The sequence below is a fragment of the Janthinobacterium tructae genome, assembly GCF_006517255.1.
GTDB classification, from domain to species: Bacteria; Pseudomonadota; Gammaproteobacteria; order Burkholderiales; family Burkholderiaceae_D; genus Janthinobacterium; species Janthinobacterium tructae.
The window spans coordinates 3,170,860-3,188,076 of sequence record NZ_CP041185.1; the positions used below are offsets into that span (position 1 = coordinate 3,170,860).

The window sequence follows — 17,217 nt, forward strand, 5'->3', positions numbered from 1 at the left end:
GGGAACGGCATGGATAAGATGACATGGTTTTCCGACTATGGCCATCCCTTCCATGCATGCATCGCGCCTTGCCCCGCAACGTCACCGCGCCACGGACAGCGCCGCGGGCGCGGGCGGCAAGACGGGCCAGGATACCTTGCTGCTGCTCTTGCCCGTCAAGCGCGCCAGCGACATCATCTACGGCGCGCGCTACGCCAGGCGTTTGCAGGAATGGGGCATCCCGGTCAGCGTCAGCCTGCTGCACGTGACAGCGGCGCCACCGCACCAGGCCGATGGCATGCCCCGGCACAGCGCTGGCGCATGCCATGCGCTGGACCTGGCCACGCAGCAGATGATGCACGAGGCAGGACTGTATCTGAGCCGTTCGCAGCTCGCCTTCAGCACGCATATTGTCGCCGGCGAGTTGCTGTTTACGATCCTCGATACGGCTGAATTGCTCGGTTGCCACGAAATCGTCCTGCCGGCCCTGCGGCACGGTCCCTGGCAGCGCCGCTTTGCCGGCGCGCTGGCACGCAAGCTGGCGCGCGCCACGCGCAGCGCCACGGTCTTGCTGGCCGATACCGACGGCATGAGCGGGCCGCCGCCTGCCTGAAACGCAGCCGGCGCCCGCCATACACACACATGGAAACTCTTTGATGACACAAACTATTACCCTGCATGCGGGCCTGAGCAATATGCCACCAGGCATGTCCCGCGTGCGCGAGCTGCTCAAGCTGCAATTGCGGGCACATTTACAGCATAGGCAGACGCGCATCTGGCTGCAGTTGCTCAACTCCCACCCCGTGTTCCAGGACTTGCTGCTAGCCTATCCGCGCCTGATGCACAAGGTGTACCGCCCTTACCTGAGCACGAACCTGTCGTGCCGCCAGCGCGTCGCCTTGCTGGTCGAGCACTATCATTTCATCCTGCAACAAGGCTGGGGCAAGTTGATGACGCGGGCAGCACGCGCGCCCGTGCGGCTGGGTTCCGTGGCGGGCAAATCGGGCGCCCCGTACCACCTGCAACTGTGCTCGCTACAACCGATGGACCGCGAAGGCGAGATGGTCCTGCAACTGGCGCATGGCGATGATGTGATCTACTCGGTCGCGTTTTCCTTTTTCGGTTCCCGCGCACGCGCCAGCATGGGCGTGGGCATCGGCTGCATCCAGGGTCCGCGCGGCGCGGAAGGCTTGCGCCGCGTGCGCGAAGCCACGCGCGACCTGCATGGCATGCGCCCCAAGGCCCTGATGGTGCGCCTGGTGCGTCAGCTGGGACATGAACATGGCTGCCGCAACATGGTGCTTGTAGGCAACGCCAACCGGGCCGTCCACCATTCCGCCAAAAAGGGCCGGCTGTTCGCCGACTACAATTCCCTTTGGCAAGAACTTGGCGCCCAGGTACGCAAGGATGGCGATTTTGAGCTGCCATGCGAAAATCTGCCCCTGCCTGCCCTGGAGGAGATACCCTCGAAAAAGCGCTCGGAAGCACGCAAACGCCACGAACTGACGCTGGCCATGATCAGCAGCCTGCGTAACGGCCTCGACGCCCATCGCAGCCCGGTGCAGGTCGCCACGGCAGGCGCTGTGGCAGCCGCCAACGAGGCACGGCAAGCGACCGACCTGGAAGACAACGACTACGCTGCCGCCTGAGCCCCCCCCCCTGCGGCACACGCTTCAACCCATGCGCGGCCCAATCCTGTTACGCTAGCACTATCGGCACGCACTGCGGTGCACCGGTTCCCCCAACGTTTATTAGGAGGCATTCATGCGCGTAGACATCTACCGCCGGGCCGAGCACGACGGCATTTTTTCCTACCTCGCCGTGCCGGAAGGAAAGATCATTCCTGAAGAGGTGACCAATACCGACTGGCAACTCGAAGTGCGCGCCAGCGAAGTGGCCGACGATGCCCAGGCCTTGCCCGACTACCATATCGAACAGCCGCACCAGCAGATCGCCGCCAAGGGTTACGCGATCACGGGCCTGAAAGACATGTAAACAAAAAAAGCCAAACCAGCATGCCTGCGGTTTGGCTTTGTTGTATGCGCCGGGCGGTGCCGGTCAGTATTCGACCGCCACCTCTTGCGCGCCCAGCATCTGCTCGAGCGCCATCTGCAATTCATCCGATGGCGCCACTTTCCACTCGTCCCCGAACTGCAGCACGCAACTGACGCCTTGCGGGCTGACCCGCGCAGCGATCGGCAAGCCCGTCTCGGCCCGGTGCGGCAGGATCACGTCACGGATGCGCTTGGCGTCCAGCGTGGCCGGCAAGGTCAAGCCCAGCTGGCGGCCATACTGCACGCGCGCGGCGATGATGTCGAAGGCGCTCTCGGCCGTGATACGCAAGCCGCCCGAGAAACGGTCTTCCGACACCTTGCCCACCACGGCCAGAAATTCATCTTCCTTGAAGATTTTCCGGTTGGCATCGAACAATTCGCCATACACGGTCACTTCCACCGTGCCGCTCTTGTCGTCCAGGGTGACGATGAGAATCTTGCCGCGCTGCGTCATCTGCGTGCGCAAGCCCGTGATGACGCCGGCCATCATGCGCGGTTCGCGCGACGGCGACAATTCGGACAGTTTCGTGCGCGCGAAACGGCGCGCCTCGGGCGCATACGAATCGAACAGATGGCCGGACAGGTAAAAGCCCAGGGCGATCTTTTCTTCCGTCAGACGCTGCTTGTCACTCCACACGGGCACTTTGACGTACTCGGGCGGCGCCACCATGTCGCTGTCGTCGCCGCCGAACAGGCTCACCTGATTCGCCGCCTTGGCGGCCTGATCGGCGCATTCCATGGCGAACGCTACGGATGCGAGCAGGATGGCGCGGTCGACCTTCAGGCAGTCGAAGGCACCGCTGCGTATCAGGGACTCGATGGTGCGGCGGTTAATTTGCTTCTTGTCCACGCGCTTGCAGAAATCGAACAGGCTGGTGAAGGGTCCGCCCGCCTCGCGCGCAGCGATGATGGCTTCGATGGCGTTCTGGCCCGAGCCTTTCACGGCGCCCAGGCCATAGCGGATCTGCGTGACTTTCTTGCCGCTCACGGACGGCGCGGCGCCGCTCGGCGTGAAGCGGTAGTCCGATTCGTTGATATCCGGCGGCAACAAGGTCAGCTTGCAGATTTCCAGCGAGTCCTCTACCAGGATCTTGATCTTGTCCGTGTCGTCCATGGCCAGCGACAAGTTGGCGGCCATGAAGGCGGCCGTGTGGTGCGCCTTCAAATACGCCGTGTGGTACGACAGCAAGGCGTAGGCGGCGGCGTGCGATTTGTTGAAACCATAGCCGGCGAACTTTTCCATCAAGTCGAAGATCTCGTCGGCCTTGGCGGCCGTCAAGCCATCTTTGGCCGCCCCGGCGCGGAAGATCTCGCGGTGCTCGGCCATCTCTTCGGCCTTCTTTTTACCCATGGCGCGGCGCAGCATGTCGGCGCCGCCCAGCGAGTAGCCGCCGACGATCTGCGCCATCTGCATCACCTGCTCCTGATACACCATGATGCCGTAGGTTTCGGACAGAATCGCTTCCGTGCGCGGATCGGGATAATCGAAGCGTTCGCCGTGCTTGCGCTTGCAAAAATCGGGGATCAGGTCCATCGGGCCCGGACGGTACAGGGCCACGAGCGCGATAATGTCTTCGAAACGGTCGGGACGCGCGTCTTTCAGCATGCCCTGCATGCCGCGCGACTCGAGCTGGAACACGGCCACGGTCTTGGCCTTGGTCAGCAAGTCGTACGACGGCTTGTCGTTCAGCGGCAAGGTGGCCAGGTCGAAATCGGCTTGCGCTGGATCGAGCTGCTTGATGTAGCGCACGGCGCGGTCGAGGATGGTGAGCGTGGTCAAGCCCAAGAAGTCGAACTTCACCAGGCCGACGGCTTCCACGTCATCCTTGTCGTACTGCGACACGACGCCCGAGTCGCCACCCTGCGTGTACAGCGGGCAAAAGTCTGTCAGCTTGCCGGGGGCAATCAGCACGCCCCCCGCGTGCATGCCGATATTGCGCGTGATGCCTTCGACTTGCTGCGCCAGCTCAAGCAACTGCTTGACCTCTTCCTCGTTTTCCAGGCGCTCCTTGAGCAACGGCTCTTCCTCGATGGCATCGGCGATCGACACGGGTTTACCCGGCTTGAACGGGATCAGCTTGGAAATACCATCGCAGAAGTTGTAGCCGAAGTCCATCACGCGGCCCACGTCGCGAATCGCGCCCTTGGCGGCCATGGTACCGAAGGTGGCGATCTGCGAGACGGCCTCCTTGCCATACAAATCCTTGACGTGCTGGATGACGCGGTCGCGCCCTTCCTGGCAAAAGTCGATATCGAAGTCGGGCATCGAGACGCGTTCGGGATTCAGAAAACGCTCGAACAGCAGGTTGTATTGCAATGGATCAAGGTCGGTAATGAGCAGCGAATACGCCACCAGCGAACCGGCACCCGAACCGCGGCCCGGGCCGACGGGCACGCCATTTTCCTTGGCCCACTGGATAAACTCGGCCACGATGAGGAAGTAGCCGGGGAATTTCATGTTGCAAATCGTGTCCGTCTCGAATTTCAAGCGCGACTCGTAGCGCGGGCGCTCCTTTTCACGGCGCTCGGCATCGGGATACAGCTGCAATAGCCGTTTTTCCAGGCCCGCCTGCGATTCGGCGACGAGGAACTGGTCGATCGTCATGCCGGGCGGCGTGGGGAAGTTCGGCAGTTGCGGCTTGCCCAGGGTCAAGGTCAAGTTGCAGCGCTTGGCGATTTCCACGGAATTGGCCAATGCGACCGGCAAGTCGGCGAACAATTCCGCCATGTCGGCCTGCGACAGGAAGCGCTGGCTGTCGTTGAAGCGCTTCACGCGCTTGGCGTTGGCCAGCATTTCGCCTTCGGCGATACAGGTGCGGGCTTCGTGGGCAATAAATTCCTCTGGGGAAATAAATTGCACGGGATGCGTGGCCACCACGGGTAAACCGAGCTTGGCCGCCAGCGCCACCGCATGGCGCACCTGCGCTTCCTGGTTGGCCTGGCCGCCGCGCTGGATCTCGATATAGAAGTGGCCAGGAAAGATCTCGGCCCAACGCTGGGCATTGCGTTCGGCCAGGGCCAGGTTGCCATTCTCGATAGCAATGCCAACATCGCCGAAATGCGCGCCGGACAGGGCGATCAAGCCATGCGCCGCGCTTTCGCCCGGGTACAGGTCGTAGGTATTCGTCGCCAGTGCCTGCAGCCACTCGATGCGCAGCTCGGCACGTCCCTTGTACTGGTTGGTCAGCCAGGCCATCGACAGCAGTTCGCACAGTTGCAAATAGCCCATGCGATTCTTCGCCAGCAACAGCAAACGCGACGGTTTTTCGCGGTTGTCGTCATTCGTGATCCACACGTCGACACCGACGATGGGCTTGATGCCCTTGCCGCGCGCTTCCTTGTAGAACTTGACCATGCCAAACAGGTTTGACAAGTCGGTGACGGCCAGCGCCACCTGCTTGTCCTTCGCCGCCGCCTTGACCACGTCGTCGATGCGCACCAGGCCATCGACGATCGAATACTCCGAGTGCACGCGCAAGTGGACGAAGGCGGGACCGGGCTGCACCGCTTGCTGTGAACCTGCCGGAGCGCCGGCCTCTTGCATTACCATTTCCATCCTGTGTACCGTTTCGTGCAAAATTCAATGGGGTCTATTCTACCGCGTCGCGCGTGCGGACCGGGTATCCGGCCTGGCCCGTCGGGCTTATAATATCGGCTGTTCAGTCTAAGCCGATCGCCATCATGCAAGCCATCACCCCAGCAACACCCGCCGTTTCCGCCGCCGCCAGCCCGCTGGCCGTCACGTTTGTCAATATTGCCGCGTATAAATTCATTACGCTAGCCGATACGGAAGCCATGCGCCCCCTGTATCAGGAGCAATGCCTGGCGCTGGAATTGAAGGGCACCATCCTGCTGACACCGGAAGGCATCAATATGTTCCTGTCGGGCACGCGCGAGCATATCGACAGCTTCCTCGCCTGGGTCCGCAGCGACGAGCGTCTGGCCGATCTGGAATGGAAGGAAAGCTTGTCGAATGAGCAATCGCACAAGCGCATGCTGGTCAAGCTGAAAAAAGAAATCATCACCATGCGCATGCCGCTGATCAAGCCGGAACTGGGCCGCGCCCCGTCCGTCGATGCGCACACGCTCAAGCGCTGGCTCGACGCCGGCGTCGACGACGCGGGCAAACCCGTGGTCATGATGGAAACGCGCAACGCCTTCGAAGTGGACGTGGGCACGTTCAACAACACGCTCGATTACCGTATCGACAAGTTTACGGAATTCCCGGCCGTTGCCGCCGCGCACAAGGAAGAACTGGAAGGCAAGACCGTCGTCACCTTCTGCACGGGCGGCATCCGCTGCGAAAAGGCCGCCATCCACATGAAGGAAATCGGCTACGACAGCGTGTACCAGCTCGACGGCGGCATCCTGAAATATTTCGAGGAAGTGGGCGGCGAGCACTACACGGGCGACTGTTTCGTGTTCGACTACCGCACGGCCCTGAACCCGAAACTGGAACCGACGGAAACCGTGCAATGTTTCGTCTGCCGCGCCGTCGTCACGCCGCGCCAGCAACTGGCGCCGGAATACGTGTATGAGGTGTCTTGTCCGCATTGCTACAAAATAAAATAAAATAGACACGGTGCCAGCACAGATGCCATGCCTGGCGGGTAGCCATACTAAATTTTCCGCCAAGTAGCAATTAGCATGCCCGGAAACACCATCATTTAATGCACGCGGAGACATCGCGCTCTCCGCCGACGAAAAATGTTGCAATAAATCAATTTTGCAATGACTAAAATCAATTACCGTCGGATAGTCGTTGTATTTCCTTAAATATATATTGTTAAATGCGTTATATGATCTTACATTTTTTTACATTATTCCTGCACACTTCTCCCTGATTCGCGCACGCGTCCATGGTCAACGTCGTCATTTTCAATTAAAATCAAAGACTTGCAATATTTTTAAATATTTGGGGTATTAGAATGATTTTAGTGACCGGTGGTGCGGGCTTTATTGGCTCAAATTTTGTTCTTGATTGGCTCGCACAGACCGACGAGCCTGTGATCATTCTGGATAAATTGACCTACGCTGGGAATATTAATAACCTGAAAACAGTAGCGCACGATAACCGCTATACTTTTGTCCATGGCGACATCGGTGACACCCCCCTTGTCGCCTCGTTGCTGACCAGCTACAAACCACGGGCAATTATCCACTTTGCGGCAGAAAGCCATGTCGACCGTTCCATCCACGGTCCTGACGAATTCATTAGCACCAACATCAATGGTACGTTCAAGCTATTGGAAGCGGCCCGCGCTCACTGGACTGCTCTGCCGGCAGACGAACAATCTGCATTCCGTTTCCTGCATGTCTCGACAGATGAAGTCTACGGCACGCTCGGCCCGAATGATGCCGCGTTTACCGAGGCGACACCGTATGCGCCGAACAGTCCATATTCAGCCAGCAAGGCCGCGTCCGATCATCTGGTGCGCGCCTATCATCATACCTATGGATTACCGACACTGACCACGAATTGTTCAAATAACTATGGTGCGTACCATTTCCCGGAAAAACTGATACCGCTGGTGATCGCCAATGCGCGCGCAGGAAAACCATTGCCGATCTATGGCGACGGTCAGCAAATTCGCGACTGGCTGTATGTCAGTGACCACTGCTCGGCGATTCGTCGCGTGCTGGCAGGTGGCCGCACGGGCGAGACCTACAATATTGGTGGCTGGAACGAAAAAGCTAACCTCGATGTCGTGCACACCTTGTGCGACATCCTGGACTGCCTGTCACCAAAAGCCGATGGCACAAGCTATCGCTCACAAATCAGCTATGTGGCCGATCGCCCTGGCCATGATCGCCGCTACGCAATCGATGCACGTAAGCTCGAACGTGAACTCGACTGGAAACCCGCCGAAACATTTGAAAGCGGCATTATGAAAACCGTACAATGGTATCTTGACAATCAGGAGTGGGTGCAGAACGTCCAATCGGGTGAATATGCGAACTGGCTGGAAAAAAATTACGTACAACGCAATCCTCAGGAGGCGACGCAATGATGACGATGCAACGTAAAGGCATCATCCTTGCTGGCGGTTCGGGCACACGCTTATACCCTGTCACTATTTCAGTCTCCAAGCAATTGTTGCCAGTGTACGACAAGCCGATGATTTATTATCCGCTGACGACACTGATGCTGGCGGGTATTCGCGATATTTTGATCATTTCCACACCTCAAGACACGCCACGCTTCAGCGAATTACTCGGCGATGGCAGCCAGTGGGGCATCAACCTTAGTTATGCCGTCCAGCCCAGCCCCGATGGTTTGGCACAGGCCTTTATCATCGGTCGTGAGTTCCTCAATGGCGCACCGTCCGCATTGATTTTGGGGGACAACATCTTCTACGGAACAGATCTTGAGGCCAAACTGCGCTATGCCTCCGCACAAGCCTGCGGCGCCACGGTATTTGCCTATCACGTGCAAGATCCGGAACGGTATGGAGTTGTGGAGTTCAATAGTGAACGCAGCGCCGTCAGTATCGAAGAAAAACCGTTGCAGCCGAAATCCAATTATGCGGTAACCGGACTTTATTTTTACGATAATCAGGTCTGCGACATTGCAGCGAGCATTAAACCCTCGCCGCGCGGTGAACTTGAAATTACAGATGTGAACCGTCACTATCTGGAGCAAAAACAGTTGAATGTAGAACTCTTGGGACGTGGCATGGCATGGCTAGATACGGGCACGCATGAATCGCTGCTCGAAGCGAGCCAATTCATTTCCACCATTGAGAACCGTCAAGGTTTAAAGGTTGCATGCCCGGAAGAAATTGCATATCGAAAATCATATATCGATGCCGCCGCCCTGGAAGCACTAGCGCAGCCTTTAAAGAAGAATGGTTATGGACAATATTTATTGCGTCTATTAAACGACAGCAATCGTTATTAACCGCACCTGAAGCCCGGCCAAGTCGCTTCCTAATCAGTCAAATTTTTCAATTGAATTTCAGTCCAGACGTCATTATTTTATAACAGCACTTGATTTAATCGCAGATTCGGATCACACCCTATTTTTCGCAAAAAAATAAAAATCATCACTACTATGAATACAAAATAACAGGTTGAAAATGGCATTTGAGTGGCGTGTTTATCTCAAGCTGAGATGAACACGCTGAGGAAACCGCAGCACCAAATAAATTACAATAATTAGATTATGAAGATTAGCCTATCAGAGTTAGATACAAATCGCTTCGGAAAAAGAATAGCTAAAATCTCGGTTGATGACAGCATGGATATCGATTCTATTAATGATGCATGCATGACGCTGGAATTAAATATGCTGATTATACGCTGCCCGACGTCGAATATTTCATCAATTCAGAAGTTGGAGAAGTCAGGCTATTTCCTTACAGACACTCTTGTGTATTTTCAGAATAAGAAAATCAATGCAAGCCCCATTCAATTGCCAGTTGGCTTCACATGGCGCACAGCAAACAAAGGCGATGCCGAAGCCGTCAGTGCTCTGGCCGGAAAGTGCTTCAGCGACTTCGCTGGACATTACCATACAGATCCATATTTAGACAGGAAAGATGCGGACCTTGTATACACCTCATGGGCATTCAATTCCTGCCACTCCGGATCTTTTTCGGATCAGGTTTTTCTGATCTGTCAAGAAAACAACATCGTCGGATTCTTAAGCACAAAGAAAATTGACGCAGAAAATGGTGAAATAATATTGAATGGTGTGGATCCGGCATGCCAAAAAAATGGCTTTTACGCGGAATTGGTTGCTATGGCAAAGAACTGGGCACTGGACGAGAACTTGCAAAACTTATCGGTATCAACTCAGATAAGCAATATTGCCCCTCAGAAAGTATGGTGCCGTCATGGCTTCGAACCTCTTACGAGTTTTCACACATTTCATAAATGGTTTAATCAATGATTCCCTTTAATCGTCCGTACCTCACCGGCAACGAATTAGCTAATATTCAGCAAGTATTAGAAAGTAGAAAAATTTCAGGCGATGGTGAGTTCACCAAAAAATGCCAGGCATTGTTCAAGAGCAAACTCGGTATGCGTAAAACGCTGCTGACCACATCTTGCACGGATGCATTGGAAATGTCTGCAATTCTGCTAAACATTCAGCCTGGCGATGAAGTCATCCTGCCCTCATATACCTTCGTATCGACAGCGAATGCATTTGCTCTGCGTGGCGCAACGCTGGTATTTGCTGATAGCCAGGCAGATCAGCCCAATATTTCGCCAGACGAAATTGAACGCCTGCTTACGCCCAAGACAAAAGCGATTGTTGTGGTGCACTACGCCGGGGTCGCCTGCGATATGCACCGCATTCTTGCCTTGGCCACAGCGCGCAGCATCGCCATAGTAGAAGATGCAGCCCAGGCCATTGACTCGTTCCACAACGGGCGCCAACTGGGAACAATCGGCGACCTGTCTGCGTTTTCCTTCCATGAAACAAAGAACATCATGTGCGGCGAGGGTGGCTTGCTGTTGATTAATAAGCCTGAGTATGATTTAAGAGCTGAAATCATTCGCGAAAAAGGTACCAATCGTTCCTCTTTCTTCCGTGGTGAAGTCGACAAGTACGGCTGGGTGGATGTTGGCTCCTCCTTCTTGCCATCCGATTTGCTCGCAGCTTTCCTGTATGCACAAGTGGAGTCCCTTGACGCCATTCAGGCAGAACGACGCAGAGTATGGGCGCGTTATGACGCCAATCTGAAGCAAGGCATCAAGGGAGACTGGTTTACGATGCCCGTCATTCCAGAGTATGCAAGCAACAATGCACACATGTTTTATATCGTGTGCCGCAGCCTGGATGAGCGCACACGCCTGATCGCTAAGCTGAAGGCGGAAGGTATTTTGGCCGTCTTCCATTATCTTTCCTTACATAGCAGCCCATACTTTGCCGCATCGCACGGAACGCGGGCCTTGCCTAATAGCGACCGCTACACGGATTGCCTGCTGCGTCTGCCATTGTTCCCGGAGCTCACCAACGAGCAGGTTGATTACATTTCTAAAACCATACTTGAGTTTTATTCCTGAGTATGCGTTTTCTGAAAGTCGGAATACTTTTTGCGGCATCGACTTTAAGCAAATTGATCGCAGGGTTGCTAATCGTAAAGATCGTGGCCATTTATCTTGGTGCGCAAGGATTGGGCCAGTTGGGACAATTCATGAGCCTGATGTCGATGATCACGATACTAGCAGGCGGCGGTATCAATACCGGCATCATTAAATATGTTGCCGAGTTTGAAAAAGACGAGCAACAGTTAAACGGTTACCTGAGGGCGGCGAGCATGATGACGCTTGCCGTATCGATCCTGCTTGGTGCCGCGCTGCTGCTAGCCGCATCGCAAATATCGTTATGGCTCTTCAACACGAGCGAGTATGCGGTGGTCATCCGCGTCCTCGCGGCCTGTCAATTTGCGATTGCCTTCACGAATCTGCTGATGGGAGTACTGAACGGCCATAAACGCGTGCATGCCTTCGCCGTCATTAATGCTGTCAGCGTCGTCATTGGCGCGGCGGGCGTCGCCCTGGGTTGCGCGCTGTATGGAATGAAGGGAGCCATGTATGGCTTGATATGGATGCCAAGTTGTACCATCCTGCTCTTGCTTCCTTGGTATCGTTTTAGCTTGAAATTTTCCTGGCAACGGCTGTTGCCACAATGGGACCGGCAAAAGATCAAACAGTTTGCCGGCTATTCCATGATGATCGCTGTCACTGTCCTGACAATGCAGATGTCTCAGATAGTGATACGGTATATAATCGCCGGCCACAATAGCTGGGTAGAAGTTGGTTATTGGCAAGCAGTCAGCAAAATATCGGACTCTTACCTTCTGTTTATTACGGTGGTACTGTCCAATTATTACCTTCCCAGGCTATCAGCACTGCGCTCGCGTCTCGATATCAAGAAGGAGGTAACTACCGCCTACAAAATAGCCATGCCGATATTGCTATTAATGAGTATCACTATATTCATTCTGCGCGACTGGATTATTTTGCTGCTGTTCTCGCCAGAATTCCTGGCAATGAAAAGCTACTTTACCTGGCAGCTCGCGGGAGATGCGTTCAAGGTTGCGGCCTACATCAGTGGCTATGTCGCGGTGGCAAAGGCAAATAGCAAACTGTATATCGCAGCAGAATTATTTCAGTCCAGCCTGCTTATTTTGTTATGCTATTTCTTCGTAAATACCTATGGAGCCATCGGCGCAACGTATGCGTACTTTACCACCTATTTTATTTATTTTCCAATAACTTTTGCAATTTTAAGATATTACTTGTCACAAAAAGATACCGCTTGATTATTGCAAGAATAAAATAAAATATTCCAAATTATTCATAATTTAGAATATCTGCGCCATTTAAAAATTAATCTCTATAAGTTCATAATATGCTATTTCCCAAAAAAATCTTGCTGCTACATGGCGCCTTCAGTCTGGGAGGAATTGAAACCCATATTCTGCGCCTGGCAGAAGAATTGCACGGGAGAGGCATTCAAGTACATGTACTTCTTCTCACCAAAAAACATGAATCAAAACTTCTTTCCGAATTAAAAAAGTTCGCCGTCGTTCAATTTGCCGCTGATATCCTGAAAAATCCTTCATCGCCATTTAGGAACAATTTGCAGTTCATGTCCGTCATGAATCCGATCGAGTCCGAGCTGGCAAAAATTTTGCAGGATGTGGAGTGCGTGCATGTATGCGGAGTGTGGAGCCTTGTTTTCTACATTAAACATGTCATGAGAAAATTACCACACACTAAAGTGGTCTGTGGCGTATATCACCAGAATGAGTTTAATTTTCGATCAATTTCCCCCCATTTCTTTCAGAAGCAATTATTCAATTTGGTGAACCAGTCGATTCCCGCTGAATCCATGCTATTTTTCAATGAAAAATCCGTTGATACTGCGGTCGATTTATATGGCAAAAAATATGCCGGGAGTGACGTTTTCCCGATCGGAATCAAATTTAAGGCAGATTCAATTGATGCGAAAATCAATTTCCGCTCAAGAAAAATCGTTTCAGTAGGAAGAATTACAAGTTTCAAGACTTATAATTTCAAGATGGTTGAAGCTTTTCATGAAATATTAAAGATAGATTCATCATTTGAATACCATATTTATGGTGATGGCGAACAATTTTCAGAGTTAAAGCAATTCATTGCATCCCAGGGAATGGGGAAGTCGGTATTCCTGCATGGTTCGCTACCGTATCAAGATTTCGAAAAAGTCATCAGTGACGCCTTTGCCTTTGTTGGCAGCGGTACAGCACTGCTCGAGGCCGCGGCCATGGGCATCCCTGCCATCATTGGCATTGAATCCGATGATCAAGGTCTCACTTATGGCCTGCTCAGCAAATTGACAGGGTATAGCTACCATGAGAAAGGACTCAATTTCCCGTTGCAGACCTTTTCAAACTGTATTGCAGATATCGCGATGGCCGATGTGGACGCCTATGCCATGATTTCAGAGCGCTCCAAAATCAGGGCCTCAGAATTTTCCATCGAAGAATTTGTTGATTTATACCTCAACTACCTGAAAAAAAATGCTCTGCTGCCCGATACAAATATCAGTATCGATATGTCAAAATACTATCAGGGAATTTTTTCCTGTTTTGCCCTGGGCATCATGGATAAGAAAAAAACATTCAGTGCACGATATTAAAAAATAAATAAAAGAATGCTCGACCCAATCAATTTTTACTTAAAATTAATTGAAAAATTACCAAGTATAAACCATATGAATATTGAATAATTTTATTGCCAATCTCAATAAAATTACTGAAAGAAAATTTTTGTGAAATATCGCCTTCTATTCACTTTTTTGACTTTGTCGAAGATATCAATTTTCATATATATCTTCTTGTTTCCCGCTGTTTTTTTTGGCGGCGGCAACGACTCGGAGTTTTATGACAGTTATGCCTTGGGCGAGGATAGCGAGATACCAAACATCTGGCCGGTTATTTTGAGAATTCTGAACGAGTATGGCTTATACTCAAGAAAAGGGGTGAGCTTTTTCTTGGCTTTTTTAGGCATACTAGTGATACCGTTATTGATCGGCAAGCTGGCTGCCATCAAAAACAGTCCGATGCGTAAACGCGTCTTCTGGATTGCCGCTATTTTTATGGCATCCTATCCAACATTATTTTTTTATACTTTTGACATTTATCGCGATGTCTTCATGGTACTCCTGTTCGTGTTGGGACTGATGTCGGTAAGAAAATTCATCGCAACTGTTGATATTGCAGAGAAAATTTGGCATGCGCTGCTGATAACATCAATTAGTTATTTTCTTTATTTATTCCGTCCTTATCTTGGTTTTGGTTTTTTTATTTCGTTTGTAGGATTCAATTATTTTCAGTTCAAAAAAATATCGCTGTTATTTCTGCTGGCGGCGCTTGTGGCAGCCCTTAACATCCTTTTCCTACTTGGCCTGCTTCAACCAATTTTTGCCTACCGTGGAAATTTTGACGACATGGATGGCGGCTCGAATATTGGCATACGCTTTGATTCGATCGTAATTTTCATTCCTGATTTTATTAAGAGCTTCCTCTATCAGATATTTGGACTCTACTTCCCCAACTACTTTGCGATTGCTGCATTCCTGATAGAAAGCATACCTTTTATATTCATGTTTTTTTACCTTATCAAGAACCGGCGACATTCAAATGCCTTTGTCAACTATCTGATTGTCTTTTTTATTTCCTATTCGACAATTTGGTTGTTAGGCAACGACAATCTTGGAACGGCAGTGCGTTTACGGGTATATAGCTATATTTCCGTGCTATTGGCATGCGCGATTATTTATCAGCGCAAACTTGCCTTTCATTCTTCAGTAAAAAAATTTCGTCTCAGAAAGAAACAGACAGGCACCGCCGCGAGTAACGCAAGCGCTTCCGGAACAGCATACCCGCATCCGATACTGCCTGCCTTTCAGCCCCATTGCCATGAACGATAGTCAAATCATGAAAATCTCCATTACAGGCGCATCCGGATTCATCGGTAAATTGCTTTTGAAGCAATTATCTTCCACGCAACATGTGGTTTCCATCCTCACGAGAAAAGACGTTGATGCCGGACCTGGCGTCAGCTGCATCAGGGGTGATCTGCTCAAAGAAGACGCGGCATTACATGCCTTCGCCGATGGTAGCGATGTCATTCTCCATTGTGCCGGAGAAATCAAAGATGAGAGTTTGATGGAGCAATTGCATGTCGATGGCACCCGACATCTCTTGCGTGCCGTCAGCGCATCGATCAAACAACATGGCAAGCCAGTACATTGGGTGCAATTAAGCAGTGTTGGCGCTTATGGATTGGATGGCGCCGGCTCACAATCGGGTCGCACGATCACCGAGGATAGCCAGGAACAGCCTGTTGGCATGTATGAAGTCACAAAGACCGCGTCCGATCAGTTGGTACGCGAGTTTGCAGCGCAAGAACCCTTGTTCAGCTACACCATTGTGCGCCCTACCATTGTCATCGGCAGCAACATGCCCAACCAGTCATTCCATGCCATGGCCCGCATGATCAAGCGAGGTGTCTTCTTCCGCATCGGACGCCGGAAGGCCGTTGCCACCTATGTGCTAGTCGATGACGTTGTCCGCGCCTTGCTGCAGTGCGTCAGTGACCGCCGCGCGCATGGAAAAGTATTTATTGTGGCAAACGATTGCCCTCTTGATCAGGTGATCAATGCCTTGGCGCTGGCCATGCAAGTCGGTGCGCCGAAACTGATACTGCCCGAAGCACCATTACGCTTGCTGGTGAAGCTGACCGCCCCGTGGTTAAAATTGCCGTTGACGACCGCTCGCATTGATGCCTTAACGCGCAAGACACATTATTCATCCTCCCTGATTGGTAGTACGCTGGGATTTTTCCCCGCCGAATCCGTGCCGCAAAGCATCCCTCAATTGATCAACGACTCATCTGATCGATTGAAATGAATGCCAGTGTTGCACAGCATGGTGACACAAGAGAAAAATATGGAAAGCTGGATAAAAGAATGATCAGGAAAAAAATTTGTTTTGTTTCAACCGTGCCAATTCCGCTTCTGGTTTTTATGCGAGAGCACGTGGAGAAACTATCAGAGTATTATGACATCACCCTTCTGTGCAGCGGCGACGGACATGAACTGAAAGGCATGCTGAATGACCGCGTCGTCTTTCAATCCATTGCCATCGAACGCAAAATCAAGCTTGTTGCCGATCTCCTGGCTTTACTGGCATTGCTGCGGATATTCCGACAGAAAAAATTTGACTGCGTCCACTCCTTGATGCCCAAAGCGGGCCTGCTCGCCATGTTGGCTGCCTGGCTGACGCGGGTGCCGGTCAGAATTCATATTTTTACCGGTCAGGTCTGGTTCGCTAAGTCGGGACTCCCGCGCGCCATCCTCAAATGGATGGATCGGATTGTCGCTGCATGCGCAACACATCTGATGGCCGACAGTCCGTCGCAAAGCGATTTTCTGGTCGCTGAAAAGGTCGTCCCGCGAGCAAAAATTACCGTACTGGGGCAAGGTTCCATCAGTGGTGTCGACGTGGGACGCTTCCAATTTGACGCCGATGCACGCCACAGGGTGCGCGCCGAACTGGGTATCGCCGATGACGCCATCGTCTTTCTGTTCCTGGCCCGCCTGACGCGGGTAAAGGGTATCCTGAACCTGAGCAAGGCGTTTGCCGGCATAGAAGCCCAGATGCCGCGCGCGCAACTGCTGATCGTCGGCCCCGATGAGGAACAGCTGACGCCGCTGCTAGAGCAGGAATGGGCGGGATGCGCACAAAAAGTTCACCGCGTGAATTACACCAATCAACCAGAACGGTATATGTCGGCAGCCGATATTTTTTGCCTGCCCAGCTATCTGGAGGGCTTCAGTTCGGCAACCATCCAGGCGGCCGGCGTAGGCTTGCCGGCAATCGTGTCGCACATTTACGGCCTGACCGATGCGGTAAAGGGCGGGGTGACGGGGATCTTTCATGAAGCCGGAGACATTGCGCAGATGCAAAATGCAATGCGCCGGCTATATGCCGATGAAAATCTGCGCCAGCAAATGGGCGCAGCGGCGCAGCGACGCGCGTATCAAGATTTCTCACAAGAAGTGATTGTAGAAGCGATGAGAGACTACTATCAGCAAGTCATCGGCGGGCAGGAAAACCAAGATGTTTAACGCAGACGACACACAAGCCATGCAGGTGGAATATTTATATGGCAGAGGTAA

General features: G+C 52.5%; 14 protein-coding genes. 13 read left to right on the plus strand and 1 reads right to left on the minus strand.

All coding sequences use genetic code 11. From position 1 onward, the window contains the following. The first annotated feature begins 37 nt into the window (after positions 1 to 37). The 3 genes from FJQ89_RS13815 to FJQ89_RS13825 all read left to right on the plus strand — a co-directional run bounded on the left by FJQ89_RS13815 (position 38) and on the right by FJQ89_RS13825 (position 1,974). Positions 38 to 592, plus strand: a complete 555-nt coding sequence (locus FJQ89_RS13815; RefSeq protein WP_141170585.1) for a universal stress protein — start codon at positions 38 to 40, stop codon at positions 590 to 592. A 43-nt stretch (positions 593 to 635) separates the two neighbouring features. After that, entirely contained in the window at positions 636 to 1,628 is a 993-nt protein-coding gene (locus FJQ89_RS13820) for a VirK/YbjX family protein (protein WP_141170586.1), read from the plus strand. A 115-nt stretch (positions 1,629 to 1,743) separates the two neighbouring features. Beyond that, entirely contained in the window at positions 1,744 to 1,974 is a 231-nt protein-coding gene (locus FJQ89_RS13825) for a DUF6139 family protein (RefSeq protein ID WP_102122036.1), read from the plus strand. Between the two features lie 63 nt (positions 1,975 to 2,037). Here FJQ89_RS13825 and dnaE read toward each other — a convergent pair whose 3' ends face one another. After that, positions 2,038 to 5,577, minus strand: a complete 3,540-nt coding sequence (dnaE, locus tag FJQ89_RS13830; RefSeq protein ID WP_243136048.1) for a DNA polymerase III subunit alpha — start codon at positions 5,575 to 5,577, stop codon at positions 2,038 to 2,040. Between the two features lie 137 nt (positions 5,578 to 5,714). Here dnaE and FJQ89_RS13835 point away from each other — a divergent pair, with 137 nt between their 5' ends. The 10 genes from FJQ89_RS13835 to FJQ89_RS13885 all read left to right on the plus strand — a co-directional run bounded on the left by FJQ89_RS13835 (position 5,715) and on the right by FJQ89_RS13885 (position 17,166). After that, positions 5,715 to 6,605, plus strand: a complete 891-nt coding sequence (locus FJQ89_RS13835; RefSeq protein ID WP_243136049.1) for a sulfurtransferase — start codon at positions 5,715 to 5,717, stop codon at positions 6,603 to 6,605. 356 nt (positions 6,606 to 6,961) lie between these two features. Continuing rightward, positions 6,962 to 8,044 (plus strand): dTDP-glucose 4,6-dehydratase, encoded by a 1,083-nt coding sequence (gene rfbB / locus FJQ89_RS13840; protein WP_141170588.1) that lies wholly within the window; start codon positions 6,962 to 6,964, stop codon positions 8,042 to 8,044. Then, a complete protein-coding gene (gene rfbA, locus FJQ89_RS13845) occupies positions 8,041 to 8,934 on the plus strand; it encodes a glucose-1-phosphate thymidylyltransferase RfbA (protein ID WP_141170589.1) in 894 nt (297 codons plus the stop codon). The genes rfbB and rfbA overlap by 4 nt, the downstream gene beginning before the upstream one ends. Before the next feature lie 264 nt (positions 8,935 to 9,198). Further along, on the plus strand, positions 9,199 to 9,927 hold the full coding sequence (locus FJQ89_RS13850) for a GNAT family N-acetyltransferase (protein WP_141170590.1): 729 nt from the start codon (positions 9,199 to 9,201) through the stop codon (positions 9,925 to 9,927). After that, complete coding sequence (rffA, locus tag FJQ89_RS13855; protein ID WP_141170591.1) at positions 9,924 to 11,048, plus strand: dTDP-4-amino-4,6-dideoxygalactose transaminase; 1,125 nt, start codon at positions 9,924 to 9,926, stop codon at positions 11,046 to 11,048. The genes FJQ89_RS13850 and rffA overlap by 4 nt, the downstream gene beginning before the upstream one ends. Before the next feature lie 2 nt (positions 11,049 to 11,050). Further along, complete coding sequence (wzxE, locus tag FJQ89_RS13860) at positions 11,051 to 12,310, plus strand: lipid III flippase WzxE (RefSeq protein ID WP_141170592.1); 1,260 nt, start codon at positions 11,051 to 11,053, stop codon at positions 12,308 to 12,310. A gap of 89 nt (positions 12,311 to 12,399) precedes the next feature. Then, positions 12,400 to 13,671, plus strand: coding sequence for a glycosyltransferase family 4 protein (locus tag FJQ89_RS13865; RefSeq protein ID WP_141170593.1), 1,272 nt, complete (start codon positions 12,400 to 12,402; stop codon positions 13,669 to 13,671). A gap of 132 nt (positions 13,672 to 13,803) precedes the next feature. Then, positions 13,804 to 14,964 (plus strand): hypothetical protein, encoded by a 1,161-nt coding sequence (locus FJQ89_RS28065; protein WP_168208455.1) that lies wholly within the window; start codon positions 13,804 to 13,806, stop codon positions 14,962 to 14,964. A gap of 7 nt (positions 14,965 to 14,971) precedes the next feature. After that, positions 14,972 to 15,946 (plus strand): NAD-dependent epimerase/dehydratase family protein, encoded by a 975-nt coding sequence (locus FJQ89_RS13880; RefSeq protein ID WP_141170596.1) that lies wholly within the window; start codon positions 14,972 to 14,974, stop codon positions 15,944 to 15,946. Beyond that, positions 15,943 to 17,166, plus strand: a complete 1,224-nt coding sequence (locus FJQ89_RS13885; protein WP_243136050.1) for a glycosyltransferase — start codon at positions 15,943 to 15,945, stop codon at positions 17,164 to 17,166. The genes FJQ89_RS13880 and FJQ89_RS13885 overlap by 4 nt, the downstream gene beginning before the upstream one ends. The last annotated feature ends 51 nt before the right edge of the window (positions 17,167 to 17,217 follow it).

Bases quoted from the DNA above. Each gene is read 5' to 3' on its own strand.
- rfbB (WP_141170588.1), top strand. From the start codon at position 6,962: ATGATTTTAGTGACCGGTGGTGCGGGCTTTATTGGCTCAAATTTTGTT.
- FJQ89_RS13815 (WP_141170585.1), top strand. From the start codon at position 38: ATGGCCATCCCTTCCATGCATGCATCGCGCCTTGCCCCGCAACGTCAC.
- FJQ89_RS13865 (WP_141170593.1), top strand. From the start codon at position 12,400: ATGCTATTTCCCAAAAAAATCTTGCTGCTACATGGCGCCTTCAGTCTG.
- FJQ89_RS13880 (WP_141170596.1), top strand. From the start codon at position 14,972: ATGAAAATCTCCATTACAGGCGCATCCGGATTCATCGGTAAATTGCTT.
- rfbA (WP_141170589.1), top strand. From the start codon at position 8,041: ATGATGACGATGCAACGTAAAGGCATCATCCTTGCTGGCGGTTCGGGC.
- FJQ89_RS13825 (WP_102122036.1), top strand. From the start codon at position 1,744: ATGCGCGTAGACATCTACCGCCGGGCCGAGCACGACGGCATTTTTTCC.
- wzxE (WP_141170592.1), top strand. From the start codon at position 11,051: ATGCGTTTTCTGAAAGTCGGAATACTTTTTGCGGCATCGACTTTAAGC.
- FJQ89_RS13850 (WP_141170590.1), top strand. From the start codon at position 9,199: ATGAAGATTAGCCTATCAGAGTTAGATACAAATCGCTTCGGAAAAAGA.
- FJQ89_RS13820 (WP_141170586.1), top strand. From the start codon at position 636: ATGACACAAACTATTACCCTGCATGCGGGCCTGAGCAATATGCCACCA.
- FJQ89_RS13835 (WP_243136049.1), top strand. From the start codon at position 5,715: ATGCAAGCCATCACCCCAGCAACACCCGCCGTTTCCGCCGCCGCCAGC.
- rffA (WP_141170591.1), top strand. From the start codon at position 9,924: ATGATTCCCTTTAATCGTCCGTACCTCACCGGCAACGAATTAGCTAAT.
- FJQ89_RS13885 (WP_243136050.1), top strand. From the start codon at position 15,943: ATGAATGCCAGTGTTGCACAGCATGGTGACACAAGAGAAAAATATGGA.
- dnaE (WP_243136048.1), bottom strand. From the start codon at position 5,577: ATGCAAGAGGCCGGCGCTCCGGCAGGTTCACAGCAAGCGGTGCAGCCC.